A 16,822-nucleotide genomic window follows, 5' to 3' on the forward strand; every position below is an offset into this window, starting at 1 on the left:
GGGCGGAATGTTCCAGAAGGGCGGCGTGCTGAAAATGCACGCCGCCATTTTTTATTGTGAACACATGCTGTTCTTATCACTTCATTTGGCCTTGGAATACTTCAGCAAGTGAATTGCTACTGCATTGCATGTCACGAATACGAAATGACTGCCGCCTATTATTCGAATGGCATGAAGTATGCTTCGGCGCGCAGGCGCAGCGCGCGCGGCCAGCGCGCCGGGAATAATGCTTCATGCTAGGCTGCGCGTTCACTTATCCGAATGCGTGGGATCGGGGCAACACCTGTGCTTGAAGTGCCAACGAAGTACCCGGAACTCCGGAACGCTCGTTGAGCGCCAGGGGGAATTACGTTGTGCGTCGCGTCATTTTTCAATAAAGCCTCAACGGATAAAAGGACTCTGATGAAAACCACCCAACAGCGCAATGACCGGTTCGGCGTTGGTTTGCGAGCAGCGTCAGCGGCGCTGATGCTCGCCGGGCTAATGCAGAGCGCTCATGCGGCAACCGAAATCCAGTTTTGGCATGCGATGGAAAGCCAGCTTGGCGAGCGTGTGAACGAGATCGCACAGCAGTTCAATGCGTCGCAAAGCCAGTACAAGATCGTGCCGGTCTTCAAGGGCACCTACGACCAGACAATGGCAGCGGGCATTGCTGCATATCGGAGCGGCGACGCGCCGGCGATCCTGCAGGTGTACGAAGTGGGCACCGCCACGATGATGAGCGCGAAGAAGGCAGTCGTGCCGGTGTACGACGTGATGACGAAGGCCGGTGTAGCGTTCGACGAGAAGGCGTTCGTGCCGACCATCGCGAGCTACTACAGCGACGCGAAGACGGGCCATCTGGTGTCGATGCCGTTCAACAGCTCGACGCCGGTGCTCTACTACAACAAGGACGCATTCAAGAAGGCCGGCCTGAATCCGGACGTACCGCCGAAGACCTGGGCCGAACTCGCCGACGATGCCGCGAAGCTCAAGGCGTCGGGCATGGCCTGTGGCTTCACGACCGGCTGGCAGGGCTGGATCCAGATCGAGAACTACAGCACATGGCACGCTGCGCCAATCGCAACGCGCAACAACGGTTTCGACGGAACCGACGCCGAACTCGAAATCAACAAACCGCTGCAGGTCGCGCACATCGCCTTCCTGCAGAACATGGCGAAGCAGGGCACGTTCACCTACGTGGGCCGCAAGGACGAAGCCACCGCCAAGTTCTATAGCGGCGACTGCGGCATCATGATGGGCTCGTCGGGCGCGCTCGCGAATGTCCGGCAGTACGCGAAGTTCAAGTACGGCACCGGCATGATGCCGTACGACCCGAGCGTGAAGGGCGCGCCCCAGAACGCGATCATCGGCGGCGCAAGCCTGTGGGTGCTGGGCGGCAAGAATGCCGATACCTACAAGGGCGTCGCGCAGTTTCTGGCCTACCTGACGTCGGCGCCCGTCGCTGCGAAGTGGCATCAGGACACGGGCTATCTGCCGGTCACGAAGGCGGCCTACGACCTCACGCGCCAGCAGGGCTTCTACGAGAAGAATCCCGGCGCCGATACGGCGACCAGGCAGATGCTGAACAAGCCGCCGCTGCCGTACACGCGCGGCCTGCGTCTTGGCTACATGCCGCAGATCCGCACGGTCGTCGACGAGGAACTGGAGCAGGTCTGGGCAGGCAAGAAGACGCCGCAGGAAGCGCTCGACAGCGCGAACTCGCGCGGCAACGATTTGCTGCGCCGCTTCGAGAAGTCGGCAACCCAGTAAGCGGGAACCTCGATACATGGAACGCCGGACGAATTTCGGGGCGGGGTGGCTGCCCTGGCTGCTGATTGCGCCACAACTCGCGATTACGATCGTGTTTTTCCTGTGGCCCGCGGGCGTCGCGCTCTGGCAGTCCACTTCGTCTCAGGATGCGTTCGGCATTTCCACGGTATTCGTTGGGCTCGCGAACTTCAAAGGGCTGTTTGCAGACCCGCTATACCTCGCTTCGTTTCGCACGACGCTGGTTTTCAGTGCGCTCGTCACCGCGATCGGGCTCGTGGTGTCGCTGTTTCTCGCGGCGATGGCCGATCGCATCACGCGCGGCAAGCTCGTCTACCGGACACTGCTGATCTGGCCTTATGCGGTCGCACCCGCGATTGCCGCGGTTTTATGGGGATTCCTGTTCAATCCGAGCATCGGCATCGTCACGTTCGTGCTTGCAAAAGCAGGCATTACGTGGAATCACGCGCTCAACGGCGGCCAGGCGATGGCGCTCGTCGTGATGGCATCGGTCTGGAAACAGGTCAGCTATAACTTTCTGTTCTTCTATGCGGGCCTGCAGGCCATTCCCCGCTCGTTGATCGAGGCGGCTGCGATCGACGGCGCGGGACCTGTGCGGCGCTTCTTCGGTATTGCGCTGCCGTTGTTGTCGCCTATCAGCTTCTTTCTGCTGGTCGTCAATCTGGTGTACGCGTTCTTCGACACGCTTCCGGTAATCGACGCCGCGACGGGCGGCGGCCCGGGGCAGGCCACCAAAACGCTCGTCTACAAGATTTTTACCGAGGGTTTTCAGGGACTCGATATCGGCAGCTCGGGCGCACAGTCAGTGGTTATGATGCTGATCGTCATCGGGCTGACGGTGGTGCAATTCCGCTTCGTCGAACGCAAGGTGAAGTATTCATGATCGAGAACCGGCGCGGATTCGATCTGTTCTGCCACGCAATGCTGATCGCCGGCGTTGCGGTCATTGCGTTTCCGGTGTACGTGGCTTTTTGCGCGGCGACGATGAACGAGGCGGAAGTCTTCTCCGTGCCGCTGCGTCTTGTGCCGAGCACGCATCTGGTCGAGAACATCGTCTCGGTGTGGACGTCCGGCAGCGGCAATGCCGCCGCGCCGTTTGGCCGGATGCTCGCCAACAGCCTCGTGATGGCGCTCGTGATTTCGGTTGGCAAGATCACCGTGTCGATCATATCCGCGTATGCGATCGTGTTTTTCCGGTTTCCGTTGCGCGCGGTGTCGTTTTGGGTGATCTTTTCGACGCTCATGCTGCCGGTCGAGGTGCGGATTTTTCCGACCGTTCAGGTCGTGTCGACGCTGCACATGTTCAACGGCTACGCGGGCCTCACGCTGCCGCTGACCGCATCGGCCACGGCGACGTTCCTGTTTCGCCAGTTCTTTCTCACGTTGCCCGACGAACTGGTCGAGGCGGCGCGTATCGACGGCGCAGGTCCGATGCGCTTCTTCTGGGACGTGCTGCTGCCGCTCTCGAAGACGAATATCGCGGCGCTTTTCGTCATCACCTTCATTTACGGATGGAACCAGTATTTGTGGCCCATCCTGATTACGAATTCGCAGTCGATGACGACGGCGGTCGTCGGCATCAAGAGCATGATCGCAAGCGGGGACGCCGCAACCGAATGGCATCGCGTGATGTCAGCAACGCTGCTCGCGATGCTGCCTCCGCTCGTTGTCGTGCTGACGATGCAGCGCTGGTTCGTGCGCGGGCTCGTCGATTCAGAAAAATGAGTGCAAGAGGGAGGGGCATGAGCGGATTCGCAGCAGGCGTTCGGGTTGTTCGAGTGGTTCGAGTGGTTCGATCGACGCGGGAGGGCGACGCATGGCGGCCCTGAAACTCGACGGCGTGCGCAAGAGCTATGACGGCAAGCATACGGTGCTGCACTCGGTCAGCCTCGATGTGGCCGACGGGGAGTTCGTGGTGCTCGTCGGGCCTTCGGGTTGCGGCAAGTCCACCCTGCTGCGGATGGTCGCCGGGCTTGAGAGCCTGACTGGCGGCACGATCTCGATTGGCGAGCGCGTCGTCAACACGCTGGAGCCCAAGGACCGCGACATCGCCATGGTGTTTCAGAATTACGCGCTCTATCCGCACATGAGTGTCGCGCAGAACATGGCGTATGGACTCAAGATCCGCGGTATCGAACGCGCGCTGATCGAGCCGCGCGTTGCAAACGCCGCGAAGATTCTCGAGTTGGACAAGCTGCTCGACCGGCGGCCTCGTGACCTTTCCGGTGGCCAGCGGCAGCGGGTCGCAATGGGGCGGGCGATTGTGCGCGAGCCGTCGGTGTTCCTGTTCGACGAGCCGCTCTCGAACCTCGACGCGAAGCTGCGCGTACAGATGCGTTTCGAGATTCAACGGCTGCATCAGCGGCTGAAGACTACGAGCCTGTACGTGACGCACGATCAGGTCGAGGCAATGACACTCGGGCAGCGGATCGTGGTGATGAACGGCGGGCACATCGAGCAGATCGGCGTGCCGAGTGAAGTGTACGAGGCGCCGGCGAGCGAATTCGTCGCGGGCTTCATGGGCGCGCCCGCGATGAATCTGCTGAAAGGGCGTCTTTCGAACGACCTGGGTTGCTTCGAAGTGGCGGGAAACGGACCGCGCCTGCCGATTGGCGCCGATGGAGGCGCGTTGCAGCTGGACGCATCCGTGCGCGCGAAGCTCGTGCCCGGAGGCGAATACACGCTGGGCGTACGCGCCGAGCACATGACGCCTGCCGCCGGCCTGCCGTCGATCGCCGTGGACGTTGAAACGTGCGAGCTGCTGGGCGCCGACAACCTCGCGCACGGTCGATTCGGCAATCAGGAAATCGTGTGGCGTCTGCCAGCGGCGCATCGGCCGCAGCCGGGCGAACGGGTCAATGTCGCATTGCTGCCGCAGTATTTGCACTTCTTCGACTCGAAGACCGGATTGCGCGTGTGACAAGCAGCTTGAATGCGCCGTCTTCCACGGCGGAAATCATCGTCTGCCCGGTTTCGTCGGAGCGTCCCTCTGCGACGCATTTATAAAATCCAGCATGCTTTAAAAATGGCGTAATTGATTCGTTGTATGTACAGCGGTAACGCAGATACATTGGCATACAACGCATTCAAATGACTCGGCTATAAATCCGTTGTAGCCCTCTATCACCACCCAAAAGGAGAAGTGAGTCATGACAGATCCCGTCAATGTCCGCCGTCGCCGCCTTCTTGGCACCGCGCTGGCCAGCGTCAGCCTCGCGGAACTCGGTTTGAGCAGCATTGCGCGCGCGCAGTCGTCGGGTGCGCGCACGGGTAGCGGCGCGTCATTCGGGCCGATCCAGCAGATCGATGCTGGCGTGCTCAACGTGGGCTACGCGCAGGCGGGGCCGGCTAACGGCACTCCGGTGCTGCTGTTGCACGGCTGGCCATACGATATCCATAGCTATGCCGAGGTCGCGCCGCTGCTCGCGGGAGCAGGCTATCGCGTGATCGTGCCGTATCTGCGCGGCTACGGATCGACGCGCTTTCTCTCGGCGGATACACCACGCAACGGGCAGCAGGCCGCGACCGCCGTCGACATCGTTGCGCTGATGGATGCCTTGAAGATCGATCAGGCCGTGCTTGGCGGCTACGACTGGGGGGCGCGCACGGCCAACATCATCGCCGCGCTGTGGCCCGAACGGGTCAAGGGGCTGGTTTCGGTGAGCGGCTACCTGATCGGCAGCCAGGCGGCAAACAAGAAGCCGCTGCCGCCGGAAGCGGAATTTCAGTGGTGGTATCAGTATTACTTCGCGACCGAGCGCGGCGCACAGGGTTACGCGGAAAACCGTGAAGCATTCAACAAGCTGATCTGGAAACTGGCGTCGCCCAAATGGAATTTCGACGATGCGACCTACGCGCGCTCAGCCGCGGCGTTCGAGAATCCGGATCACGTGGCCGTCGTGATTCACAATTATCGGTGGCGTCTCGGCCTTGCACAGGGCGAATCGAAATACGACAGCATCGAGCAGAAGCTGGCCACCGCGCCGACGATTTCGGTGCCCACGATTACCCTGGAAGGCGATGCCAACGGCGCGCCGCATCCGCAGCCCGCCGCTTATGCGAAGAAGTTTACGGGCAAGTATGTGCACCGCGATGTTGCCGGCGGCATTGGCCATGACTTGCCGCAGGAGGCGCCCAAGGCGTTCGCCGAAGCCATCTTGCAGGTGACGCATTTGTGATGCGGGGCCGCCGAGATTATTCGTAGCGACGTAAAACAAAAGGCACCGTCAACGGTGCTTTTTTCTTTCTGCATGACGAATCATCCGCGCTTGCCATCAACTCCCAGCAGACTGCGAATGGTCTGCCCGGTCTAGTCGTAACGTCCCTCTCCAGCGCGTTTGTAAACCACCTTGCCGGTTTTATCCACCGGTTCGGCGCCGTGTTTCGGGTCAGATGCAAAAGGCGCCCAGGCGCCGGTGGCGGCAATCCCGGCGAAGCATCCAGCAATGCGGCTGCCGGCATCCGCAGCGAGTCATGAGAGCAAGTCATGGGTCGCATGAAAACATATCGATTGTTTGGCTCTTCACCAACATCGAGAATGAATTCACCAAATGCGGCCGTGCATTTACGGCAGCGCAGCAGGGCATTCGAAACAACCAGGAACGTGATCCTCCATGAACCATCCCGACACCGCTGTCTGCTTCCACATCGCTCCAGCCACGAAAACCACGCAGCCCGCCACGCAGATTCCAACCTGCGGCGAGGCGCTCGTGTCCTTGCTCGAGAGCTACGGCGTCGAGTACGTGTTCGGCATTCCGGGCGTGCATACGGTCGAGCTCTACCGGGGGCTGGCCGCCTCCTCGATCGGGCACGTCACCCCGCGCCACGAACAAGGGGCGGGATTCATGGCGGATGGCTATGCCCGTGTCACAGGCAGACCCGGGGTGTGTTTCATCATCACTGGCCCCGGCATGACCAACATTGCGACGGCAATGGCGCAGGCCTATGCGGATTCGATTCCGATGCTGGTGATCTCGAGCGTCAACGCGCGACGCGAACTGGGCTGCGGCGAGGGGCGTCTGCACGAATTGCCGTCGCAGCGCGATGTCTTCGCCGGTCTCACGGCGTTTTCGCATACGCTGCTCGACGCGGACGAATTGCCAGGAGTGCTGGCCCGGGCCTTTGCCGTATTCGAAAGCGCCCGCCCGCGGCCCGTGCACATCGAGATTCCGCTTGACGTGATCGTCGCGCCGGCGGGTGGCATGAACAAGGCGCCTTCCGTATCGCCGGCTAAGCCGGCGGCCAGCGCGGACGCGCTCGCCGTTGCTGCGGATCTGCTCGCCACCGCGCGCCGGCCGCTCATTCTCGCAGGCGGCGGGGCGGTGCGTGCGGCGGTGGAATTGCGCGAACTCGCCGAACGCCTGCAGGCGCCGGTCGCGCTTACTGTCAACGCAAAAGGACTGTTGCCATGCGGTCATCCGCTCCTGATCGGCTCAACACAGTCATTGCCGCCGACGCGCGCGATGGTGCGCGAGGCCGATGTCGTGCTCGCGGTCGGCACGGAGCTTGGCGAGACCGATTATGACGTCGTCTTCGACCGGGGTTTTGGTATCGAGGGGCAACTGATCCGCATCGACATCGACGCGCAGCAGCTGATGCGCAACTTCCGTGCGGACGTCGCGATTGCCGGCGATGCGCAGCAGGCATTGGGCAGCCTGTCGAAGCGGCTGCATGAACTGCCCGTTCCCGCACCTCAGCCCAACTGGGGTGCGGATCGCGTCGCGGAAGTGCGGCGCGCCGTGCTGGCATCGTACGACGCGCCTACACGGTCGCAGAAGCACCTGATCGACACCATCGCCAGCGCGCTGCCCGGCGTGATCATCGCCGGCGACTCGACGAGCCCGGTTTACTCGGGCAACTTCGTGCACGATGCTCCGGCGCCGCGCTCCTGGTTCAATTCATCTACAGGTTACGGCACGCTGGGCTATGGCTTGCCGGCTGCGGTGGGCGCAAAGCTCGCCGCGCGCGATCGGCCCGTTGTCTGCCTGATCGGCGACGGCGGCATTCAGTTCACGCTGCCGGAACTTGCGAGCGCGGTCGAGGCAAGAGTCCCGGTGATCGTGCTGCTGTGGAACAACCATGGTTATGGCGAGATCCGCAAATACATGACGTCGCGCGACATCACGCCGGTCGGCGTCGACATCTACACGCCGGATTTCCAGAAGCTCGCGGCCGGTTTTGGATGCGAAGCGCGACGCGTCAATACGCGGGAATCGCTCGCGACAGAGTTGCAGCAGGCGAATTTGCGCGACGTCCCGACCGTGATCGAAATCTTCGAAGCCGACTGGTTTGCACAGGTGCCGGCATGACGAAGATGCACTCCTCTCAGGTTGACGGCGTGCTGCGCACACAGCTTTATATCGACGGCGTCTGGTGCAGCGGCGAAGGCGGGCGGCGTCTTCCGGTCATCAACCCGTCGACGGAAGCGCTCATCGCCGAGGTCGACGCCGCGAGCGCGGCGGACGTAGACGTTGCCGTGAAAGCGGCAGCGGAAGCGTTCCGCACCTGGAAGAAAACCACTGGCGCCGAACGGGCGGCATGGTTGCGCGCGATTGCTCGCGGTGTGGAAACGCGCCGCGATCGTCTAGCAACACTCCAGTCGCTCAATAACGGCAAGCCCCTGGCCGAAGCGCTGATCGACGTGAGCGACGTCGCGGCCACATTCGATTACTACGCACAACTGGCGGAGCAACTCGACGAAACCGGCGAATCGGCCGTGGCGCTGCCCACCGATGAGTATCGCGCGATGATCCGGCGGGAGCCGGCCGGCGTGGCAGGCCTGATCGTGCCGTGGAACTTCCCGATGGTCACCACCGCATGGAAGCTTGCGCCGGCGCTCGCGGCAGGGTGCACGGTGGTTCTGAAACCGTCGGAGGTCACGCCGCTGCCAGAGCTGGAACTCGCCGCGATCGTGGCCGAAGCGGGTGTGCCGCGCGGCGTTTTCAATGTCGTCACCGGAACAGGCGCCGACGTGGGCGCTCCGCTCGCCGCTCATCCGCTGATCGCGAAGGTGTCGTTTACCGGCAGCACCGCAGTCGGCGAGCAGGTGATGAAATCCGCGGCCGCCACGATCAAGGGCGTGAGTCTCGAACTGGGCGGCAAGTCGTCCATCGTCGTGTTCGCCGATGCGGATCTGGACTTCGCTGTCGAGCTGGTGATGGGCGGCGGGTTTTTCAACGCGGGACAGATGTGCTCGGCGACTTCGCGCGTGCTGGTCGAACGCCCCATCGCGCGGGCGCTCATTGCACGCCTTGCCGAACGCGCGCGGCAGCTAGCCGTTGGCGATCCGTTCGTGCCTGGCGTGCAAATGGGGCCGCTGACGAACCGCGCCCAGTACGAGCGCGTGCAGCGCTACATCGCCCAGGGCAAGGCCGACGCCGCGCAGGTGATCGAAGGCGAAGTACCAGCCGGTCCAGGATATTTCGTCAAGCCGACGATCTTCGTCGATGTCCCTGCGCATAGCGCGGTGTGGCGAGAGGAAATCTTCGGCCCCGTGCTCTGCGTGCGCGCGTTCGACACCGAGGATGAGGCGATTGGCGTTGCAAACGATACCGAGTATGGGCTCGTTGCAACGGTCGTGACGGGCGACACCGCTCGCGCGCAACGCGTTGCGCGGGCGCTGGAAGCGGGCGTTGTCTGGATCAATGCGCCCCAAGCGATCTTTCCGCAGACGTCGTGGGGCGGCTACAAGCGCAGCAGTATCGGCCGCGAACTGGGGCCATTCGGGCTTGCCGCGTTCCAGGAAATCAAACAGGTATTGAGCGCAGCGCGAAACATCTGAACGATGCGGGAAAACCCCACGCCATGAGTTCATGTCATGGGCCGCATGCGGAGATTTCGTTTGTTGGCAGAAATTGAACCCAATACAGTGTATTCACTTTTGAACCGGTCGACAGGCGTTCCCGATTGACCCGAATCGATAGACCACACACAGGAGAAGACCATGGAAAGCTTCAAGCCGGGCAGGAGGCAGGCAATCAAGACCATTGGCACGGCTCTGGCTGCATCGGCATTGCCGATGCCGTTCGTTAGCACTGCAAAGGCCCAGCAACGCAGCTTCGCGGGCAAGACGCTGCGGCTGCTCACGTGGTCCGACGATACTGGCGCGGCGGCGCTGCGCAACATTGCCAATACGTTTAGCCAGAAGACCGGCGCGCAGGTTATCGCCGACCGCGCGGACGGCACGTCGGGAATGGTGGCAAAGGTGAAGGCCGCCGGCGAGCGTCCGACCTACGACGTAATCACGCTCGCGGGCGTTGGTGCGGCAGGTCTCGGCGATGCAGGCCTTCTCGCGAAGCCCGATCTGGACAAGCTGCCAAATCTCAAGGACTTGGCGCCGCAGTATCGCACTGGCGCGAACGGATTTGGAATCGGTTATCTCCTGTGGTCGGACGGCCTGATCTACAACACGTCGACCGTGAAGACGGCGCCTTCTTCATACGAAGCGCTGTGGGATCCGAAGTATGCGGGGCGTCTGTTCCTGCCGCCGCCAGAGTGGGCCGAAGCGGTCGATCTCGCGATCATCGCCGCGAAGTTGAATGGCGGTTCGCAACAGAATATCGAGCCAGGTTTCAAGAAATTGGCAATCCTGAAAGAACGCGTGATGACGCTCGGCGAGAATCCGAATCAGGTGGCCGATCTCTTCCGAACAGGTTCTCTCGATATCGGCGGCATCTATTCGCCGGCCTTCTTTCCTGCCCAGATCAGGAAGCCCGAGTACAAGATGGGCGTCACGTACGGCATGAAGGAAGGCTTCGCCACGCAGCTGATGTTCTCGGTGATTCCGAAAGCGCATCCCGGCGATATCGACCTGATCCACGCGTTCATCAACCATACGCTCGATGCCGGCGTGCAAGGCCGCATGGCCGCCGACGTATTGAACGGCCCGGTGAACTCGAAAGCGATCATTCCCGCCGAGAGCCGCGCATTCGTGCCATCGCCGCAGCAGATCGCGGAAAAGGCCGTACTGCACGACGACAAGTCGCTCGCAGTCGTGCAGGCCGCGTGGATCAAGCGCTATACCGAGATCTTCTCTTCCTGACGGTCATGGCAGCCCTTTCTTTTCGCCGGGAGAAGCCCGCAGCAGGCATAGCCGATGCCGCGGGCCGCAACGATACGCCTGCGTTGCCGCGTGTGCCACCGCTGTTGCTCCTCGCGCCCATCCTGGCTTTTCTCGCCGTGCTCGTGGCGGCGTCGCTCGCGGTGCTGCGCATGAGCTTCGGCGTCTCGGGCAACGAGTGGCGTGCGCTCACGCTCCAGAACTATGCGGATCTCCTCGATACGTATTTTCTTCACTCGCTGTGGCTGACGCTGCGTCTTGCGTTCCAGAGCATGATCTGCGCGGTGCTGCTTGCGATTCCTGTTGCGCTCGCGATGGCGCGCACCGAATCGAGGCTCGCGCGCCGGCTGCTGCTCGCAGGCGTGCTCTTGCCGCTGCTGGTCAACCTGCTGCTGCAGGGCTACGGCTGGCTGGTGATTCTTGGGCCGGCGGGGCTGTTCAATCACGCTCTGCTGGGCAGCGGCCTGATCCAGCGCCCGCTGCAATGGCTCTATCGCGAGAACGGGGTGCTGCTCGGCCTGATTCAGACCGCCTTTCCGCTCGCCGTCCTGCCGATATCGAGCGCGATGCGCGCAGTGTCGCGCTCCTATGAAGAAGCGGCGGCGACGCTCGGCGCAACCCGTTGGCAGACGCTGCGCCACGTGATGTTGCCGCTCGCGATGCCGGGGCTGGTGTCGGGCGCGCTGCTGGTTTTCGCGTACAACGCGAGCGCATTTGCCGTACCGCTGCTGCTGGGTGGCCGGCGCGTGCCGATGCTGGCTGTGCTGGTGCACGACCAGGTGGCGCCGCTGCTCAACTGGCCCGCCGCGTCTTCATCCGGCGTCGTGCTGATGGTCGCGACGCTTGCCGTGATGGCGCTTTCACAGCGGCTGGTGCGCCGCGTAAAACACAACGGGGAGTCCCGCCCATGAGTACCCTGCGCCTTCCATCGGCCATGCCGGGCCGCCTGAGCCGCGCGACGGGTCTGCTCGCGACCATCGTGCTGTTCATCGCCGCGCTGCCGATTCTGACCATGATCACCATGTCGTTCGGCAATTCGGACACGCTCGAATTCCCGCCGCAAAGTTTCGGCCTGCACTGGTATCGCGCTGCGTGGCAGACGTTCGTGTCGCCGGATGCCAGCGACACGCTTTCGATGGGCACTGCGCTCACGACGAGCCTCGTCGTCGCGATATCGACGATGGTGATTGCCACGGCCGTGTCGGCTCCAGCCGCTTACGCGTTGTCGCGCTACCGCTTCCGGGGCAAGGCCGTGGTCGAACAGCTCGTTGCGCTGCCGCTCGTTTATCCGCTCGTGATGCTGGGCCTGTCGCTGCTGCTGGTATTCAACGTGCTGCCCGTGGAGCTCGGCATGGTACGACTCATCGTCGCGCATGTGATTCTGGCGCTGCCGTTCACAGTGAAGAACTGTGCAGCTTCCGTGGCGTCGATCGGCCCCGAGTTCGAGGAAGCAGCCTGCCTGATGGGCGCGAGTCCGCGCCGTGCGTTGGTCGATGTCGTGCTGCCGTTGATGCGGCCAGGCATTCTCGCCGGCATGCTGTTCGCGTTCATCATCTCGTTCAATGAGTTCACCGTAACGTTCTTCCTGTACAGCATCGACACCATGACCTTGCCGGTCTGGCTCTATAGCCGGACGGTGTCGTCGCTCGACCCCACCGTGTTCTCGTTCGCGGCGTTCATCGTGCTGATCGACTTCGCGCTGATCTGGCTGCTCGAAAGGCTGGTCGGCGATGAAGGTGTTGCACTGTAATTGCCGCCGACACAGCGTTCGACAGCACAAGGATCTCTCATGACCCATCTGACACTTCAGTCCATCACCAAGCGCTTCAACGCCACGTACGCGGTCGACCACGTCGACCTGAGCGTGCCGGACGGGAAACTCGTCTGCTTTCTCGGGCCCTCCGGTTGCGGCAAGACCACGCTGATGCGGATCATTGCAGGTCTCGAGACGCCCACATCGGGCAGCGTGACGTTCGCCGGCCGCGATCTGACGCAGGTGCCGGCCAACCGCCGCGACTTTGGCATGGTGTTCCAGTCGCTCGCGCTGTTTCCGCACATGACGGTCGCGGAGAATATCGCCTATCCGCTGCGGCTGCGCCGCGTCGAACGCAGCGCGCAGGCGAAGCGCGTCACCGAACTGCTCGAGATGATCCAGTTGCCGCATATGGCCGAGCGCAAAGTTACGCAACTGAGCGGCGGGCAGCGGCAGCGCGTTGCGATCGCACGCGCGATCGCGTCTTCGCCGAAGCTGCTGCTCCTCGACGAGCCGCTTTCCGCACTCGACGCGAAGCTGCGCGAAGCCATGCAGGTCGAAATTCGCTTGCTGCAGCAACGCCTCGGTATCACGACGATCATGGTCACACACGATCAACGCGAGGCGATGACGATGGCCGACGAGATCGTCGTGATGGAAAAAGGCCGCATCGCACAGGTCGGCAAACCGCTCGATATCTATCGCGATCCAGTCAACGAGTTCGTCGCGGATTTCATAGGACTGGGAAACATTCTGCCTATTACCTTCAATGACGGGACGATCGGGCTGCCCGGCGGGCAATCGATCGTCATGAACGTTCCCGCGCGCGTGGCGGATGCCCCAGACGACATCCGGCTGCTGATCCGTCCCGAGGACGTGTGTGTCAGGCCTGCGAGCACGAAGCCAGGTCAGAACGCCTTGCATGGCAAGGTGACATTCGTTAGGGACGTTGGGGCGTCGATCGAGGCCACGATCGAATGCGATGGCTTCACGCTCACGGCAGCCACGACGCCGCGCGAGACGCCCGACGTTCGGGTAGGCATGCCGGTGCTGGCCGAATTGCCGGCCCACGCGTGCAAGCTCATTGCGGCGCGCACGACACCGCGCACGACACATTGAATTCTTTTACCACCACAAAGCCGTACCAGGAGACACCCCATGAGCACCGCGACCCAGACCTATCATCCCCTGAAGCGCGTTTTTGCGCGCGTGACGGCTTCCGTTGCCTTCGCTGGCATGGCAGGCCTTTGCGCATTCGCACCACTTGCGCATGCGGACGCGCTGGACACCATCCAGAAGTCGGGCGTGGTGCGCATTGGCGTGTTCGAAGACTATCCGCCGTTCGGCTCGATCGGCCCCGATATGAAGCCGCAAGGCTACGACATCGAAGTCGCGAATCTGATCGGCAAGACGCTCAACGCGAAGGTCGAACTGGTTCAGGTCACGGGTGACAACCGCATGGCCTACCTCGCGGACCACAAGACGGACATGCTGCTCTCGGTCGGCCAGACGCCGGAACGCGCGAAAGTGATCGACTTCTCGCAGCCGTATGCGCCGTACTACCTCGCGGTGTTCGGGCCAAAGTCGCTCGCAGTGAAGAACGCGAACGACCTTGCCGGCAAGACGGTTGCGGTGGCGCGCGGCACGCTCGAGGACCTGAGCGTCAGCAAGGTCGCGCCGCCCTCGGCGACCATCAAGCGCTTCGACGACCCGAACGGCGCGATCTCTGCATTCCTGTCCGGTCAGGCACAGTTGCTGGTGGTGGGAAACGATGTTGGCGCAACGATCATGGCACGCCATCCGGCCAACAATCCGGAGCAGAAGTTCTCGCTTTTCAGCTCGCCGGACCACGTCGGCCTGAACAAGAACGAGGCGCGCCTGAAGGCGAAGGTCGACGACGCCATTGCGGCGGCGAAGAAGGACGGCACGATGAACGCCATCTCCCAGAAGTGGCTGCGTGCGCCGCTGCCGGCCGATCTTTGATTAGCGCAGCTTTTCTTTAACGGAAAAACGGGTGGCGTCACGATGACTTACACGTTTGATTTCAGCGACTTCGTCCCGTACGTGGGCATGCTCGCGCACGGTGTCGCGGTGACGCTCGTCCTCACGGCAATTTCGACGGTGCTGGGCGGCATCGTCGGCATTGTCGGCGCGATGGTTGCCGTTGCGGGAGGCAAGGGCGCGCGGGCGCTCGTGGCGGCGTATGTTGAATTGATCCGCAATACGCCGTTTCTGGTGCAGCTATTCTTTGTGTTCTTCGGTTTGCCGAGCCTCGGCGTGCATATCGACGAGATGCAGGCTGCCGTTCTGGCGATGACCGTCAATCTGGGCGCCTATGCGCTCGAAATCGTCAGGGCGGGGATCGACTCGATTCCGCGCGGTCAGCTTCAGGCGGCGATGGCGCTTGGCTTGCAGGGCCGCCAGGTATTTCGCCACATCGTGTTGCCGCAGGCGCTCGCGAACGTTTTTCCGGCGCTGCTCGGCCAGGTCCTGATCGTGATGCTGGGCTCGGCCGTGGTTTCGCAAATCTCGGTGCCCGATCTCACGTACGCTGCCAATTTCATCCAGTCGCGCAACTTCCGGTCGTTCGAAAGCTACATCATCGCCACCGCGATCTATCTGCTGCTGTCGATCGTGCTGCGCCTCGTGATCAACCGGCTGTGCAAAGGACTTTTCGCGGGACGCTCGGCGCGGGGCACCGCCAGCGCATCGCGCAACGGACTGCGCGCATGGTTTTCGGCCCGTGCCGCCGCGGTGTCCGGCATTCAGACGGAGCGTTCGTAATGGTCGAATTTTCGCTGTGGGATATCGCGCGCAACCTGTTGCTCGCTGCGCGCTGGACGGTCGTGCTCTCGCTGATCGCCTTTATCGGGGGTGGCGTAGCAGGGTTCGTACTGCTTGCCATGCGCGTATCGCCGGTATCGTGGCTGCGGCGCGTCGTGGTCTTGTATGTGGAGCTGTTTCAGGGCACGCCGCTCCTGATGCAACTGTTCCTCGGCTTTTTCGGCTTGCCGCTGCTGGGCATCGACGTGTCGCCGTGGCTTGCCGCGACTGTGACGCTCACGCTGTACACCAGCGCTTATCTGGTCGATATCTGGCGGGGCTGCGTCGAGGCCGTGCCGCGCGGGCAGTGGGGCGCAGCCGCGAGTCTCGGCATGACCTGGACCCAGCAGTTGCGCTACGTGATCTGGCCGCAGGCGTGGAAGATCGCCGTGCCGCCCACGGTCGGCTTTCTCGTGCAGGTTGTAAAGAGCACGGCGCTGACCTCGATCGTCGGTCTCACCGAGCTGACCAAGACCGGCACGATGATCACGAACGCTGCATTCCGGCCGTTCCCGATCTACGCCATGGTGGCGCTGATCTACTTCGCGATGTGCTTTCCGCTCACCTGGTATGCGCGTGTGCTCGAACAGCGGTATCAGCGCGCCCGGCACCGCTGAAGCGGCTGGCGTGGCGCTTGATTCGGTTCCCTATTTTCAGAAGCAGGTCTCAACATGATTTCCATCAGCAATGTATCCAAGTGGTATGGGCAGTTTCAGGTGCTGACCGATTGCACGACCGAAGTGAAGAAGGGCGAAGTCGTGGTCGTCTGCGGGCCGTCCGGCTCCGGCAAATCGACGCTGATCAAGACCGTCAATGGACTCGAGCCGTTCCAGAACGGCGACATCACGATCAATGGCGAATCGGTCGGCGACAAGCGAACGAATCTGCCCAGGCTGCGCTCGAAAGTCGGGATGGTTTTTCAGCACTTCGAACTTTTTCCGCACATGTCGATCGCCGATAACCTGACGCTCGCACAGACGATAGTCCTTGGCCGCCGAAAGGACGAAGCCACTGACAAGGCCTTGCGGCTGCTTCATCGTGTCGGGCTGCGCGCGCACGCGGACAAGTATCCCGCGCAACTGAGTGGCGGGCAGCAGCAGCGGGTTGCGATTGCGCGTGCGTTATCGATGGACCCGGTTGCCATGTTGTTCGACGAGCCCACATCGGCGCTCGATCCGGAAATGATCAACGAGGTGCTCGACGTGATGGTCGAACTGGCTCAGGAAGGCATGACCATGATGTGCGTTACGCACGAGATGGGCTTCGCGAAGAAGGTCGCCCATCGGGTGATCTTCATGGACCACGGCCATATTGTCGAGGACGATCAGAAGGAAGCGTTCTTCGCCAATCCGAAATCGGAACGGGCAAAGGATTTTCTGTCGAAGATCCTGCATTGACCGTTTTATTTGCGAAACGTT

Annotated in this window: 15 protein-coding genes; all 15 read left to right on the plus strand. The window is 62.2% G+C overall.

The features are described from left to right. Positions 1 to 468: 468 nt before the first annotated feature. The 15 genes from ugpB (at position 469) to NH14_RS17295 (ending at position 16,801) form a co-directional block, all read left to right on the plus strand. On the plus strand, positions 469 to 1,752 hold the full coding sequence (gene ugpB, locus NH14_RS17225) for a sn-glycerol-3-phosphate ABC transporter substrate-binding protein UgpB (RefSeq protein WP_407947158.1): 1,284 nt from the start codon (positions 469 to 471) through the stop codon (positions 1,750 to 1,752). Between the two features lie 16 nt (positions 1,753 to 1,768). Beyond that, positions 1,769 to 2,653, plus strand: a complete 885-nt coding sequence (gene ugpA, locus NH14_RS17230) for a sn-glycerol-3-phosphate ABC transporter permease UgpA (protein WP_035525228.1) — start codon at positions 1,769 to 1,771, stop codon at positions 2,651 to 2,653. Next, on the plus strand, positions 2,650 to 3,495 hold the full coding sequence (gene ugpE, locus NH14_RS17235; protein ID WP_035525225.1) for a sn-glycerol-3-phosphate ABC transporter permease UgpE: 846 nt from the start codon (positions 2,650 to 2,652) through the stop codon (positions 3,493 to 3,495). Before ugpA ends, ugpE begins: the two co-directional genes overlap by 4 nt. Before the next feature lie 91 nt (positions 3,496 to 3,586). Next, positions 3,587 to 4,690 (plus strand): sn-glycerol-3-phosphate import ATP-binding protein UgpC, encoded by a 1,104-nt coding sequence (locus NH14_RS17240; protein WP_035525222.1) that lies wholly within the window; start codon positions 3,587 to 3,589, stop codon positions 4,688 to 4,690. 229 nt (positions 4,691 to 4,919) lie between these two features. Then, positions 4,920 to 5,948 (plus strand): alpha/beta fold hydrolase, encoded by a 1,029-nt coding sequence (locus tag NH14_RS17245; RefSeq protein WP_035525219.1) that lies wholly within the window; start codon positions 4,920 to 4,922, stop codon positions 5,946 to 5,948. Positions 5,949 to 6,383: 435 nt separating this feature from the next. Further along, a complete protein-coding gene (locus NH14_RS17250; protein WP_084225318.1) occupies positions 6,384 to 8,078 on the plus strand; it encodes a 5-guanidino-2-oxopentanoate decarboxylase in 1,695 nt (564 codons plus the stop codon). Further along, a complete protein-coding gene (locus tag NH14_RS17255; protein ID WP_052147961.1) occupies positions 8,075 to 9,550 on the plus strand; it encodes an aldehyde dehydrogenase family protein in 1,476 nt (491 codons plus the stop codon). The genes NH14_RS17250 and NH14_RS17255 overlap by 4 nt, the downstream gene beginning before the upstream one ends. A 162-nt stretch (positions 9,551 to 9,712) precedes the next feature. After that, positions 9,713 to 10,810 carry an ABC transporter substrate-binding protein gene (locus tag NH14_RS17260; protein ID WP_035525216.1) on the plus strand — a complete coding sequence of 366 codons (1,098 nt, stop codon included), beginning with the start codon at positions 9,713 to 9,715 and terminating at the stop codon, positions 10,808 to 10,810. Between the two features lie 5 nt (positions 10,811 to 10,815). Beyond that, positions 10,816 to 11,739, plus strand: coding sequence for an ABC transporter permease (locus NH14_RS17265; protein WP_035525213.1), 924 nt, complete (start codon positions 10,816 to 10,818; stop codon positions 11,737 to 11,739). Then, entirely contained in the window at positions 11,736 to 12,578 is an 843-nt protein-coding gene (locus NH14_RS17270; RefSeq protein ID WP_035525210.1) for an ABC transporter permease, read from the plus strand. Before NH14_RS17265 ends, NH14_RS17270 begins: the two co-directional genes overlap by 4 nt. Positions 12,579 to 12,617: 39 nt before the next feature. Next, positions 12,618 to 13,700 carry an ABC transporter ATP-binding protein gene (locus tag NH14_RS17275; RefSeq protein ID WP_035525208.1) on the plus strand — a complete coding sequence of 361 codons (1,083 nt, stop codon included), beginning with the start codon at positions 12,618 to 12,620 and terminating at the stop codon, positions 13,698 to 13,700. Between the two features lie 39 nt (positions 13,701 to 13,739). Next, complete coding sequence (locus NH14_RS17280) at positions 13,740 to 14,564, plus strand: transporter substrate-binding domain-containing protein (RefSeq protein ID WP_035525205.1); 825 nt, start codon at positions 13,740 to 13,742, stop codon at positions 14,562 to 14,564. Positions 14,565 to 14,606: 42 nt separating this feature from the next. Further along, positions 14,607 to 15,365 carry an amino acid ABC transporter permease gene (locus tag NH14_RS17285; RefSeq protein WP_035525203.1) on the plus strand — a complete coding sequence of 253 codons (759 nt, stop codon included), beginning with the start codon at positions 14,607 to 14,609 and terminating at the stop codon, positions 15,363 to 15,365. After that, a complete protein-coding gene (locus tag NH14_RS17290; protein WP_035525200.1) occupies positions 15,365 to 16,021 on the plus strand; it encodes an amino acid ABC transporter permease in 657 nt (218 codons plus the stop codon). Before NH14_RS17285 ends, NH14_RS17290 begins: the two co-directional genes overlap by 1 nt. A gap of 54 nt (positions 16,022 to 16,075) precedes the next feature. Further along, on the plus strand, positions 16,076 to 16,801 hold the full coding sequence (locus tag NH14_RS17295) for an amino acid ABC transporter ATP-binding protein (RefSeq protein ID WP_035525197.1): 726 nt from the start codon (positions 16,076 to 16,078) through the stop codon (positions 16,799 to 16,801). Positions 16,802 to 16,822 lie beyond the last annotated feature (21 nt).

Source organism: Paraburkholderia sacchari (assembly GCF_000785435.2).
GTDB classification, from domain to species: domain Bacteria; phylum Pseudomonadota; class Gammaproteobacteria; order Burkholderiales; family Burkholderiaceae; genus Paraburkholderia; species Paraburkholderia sacchari.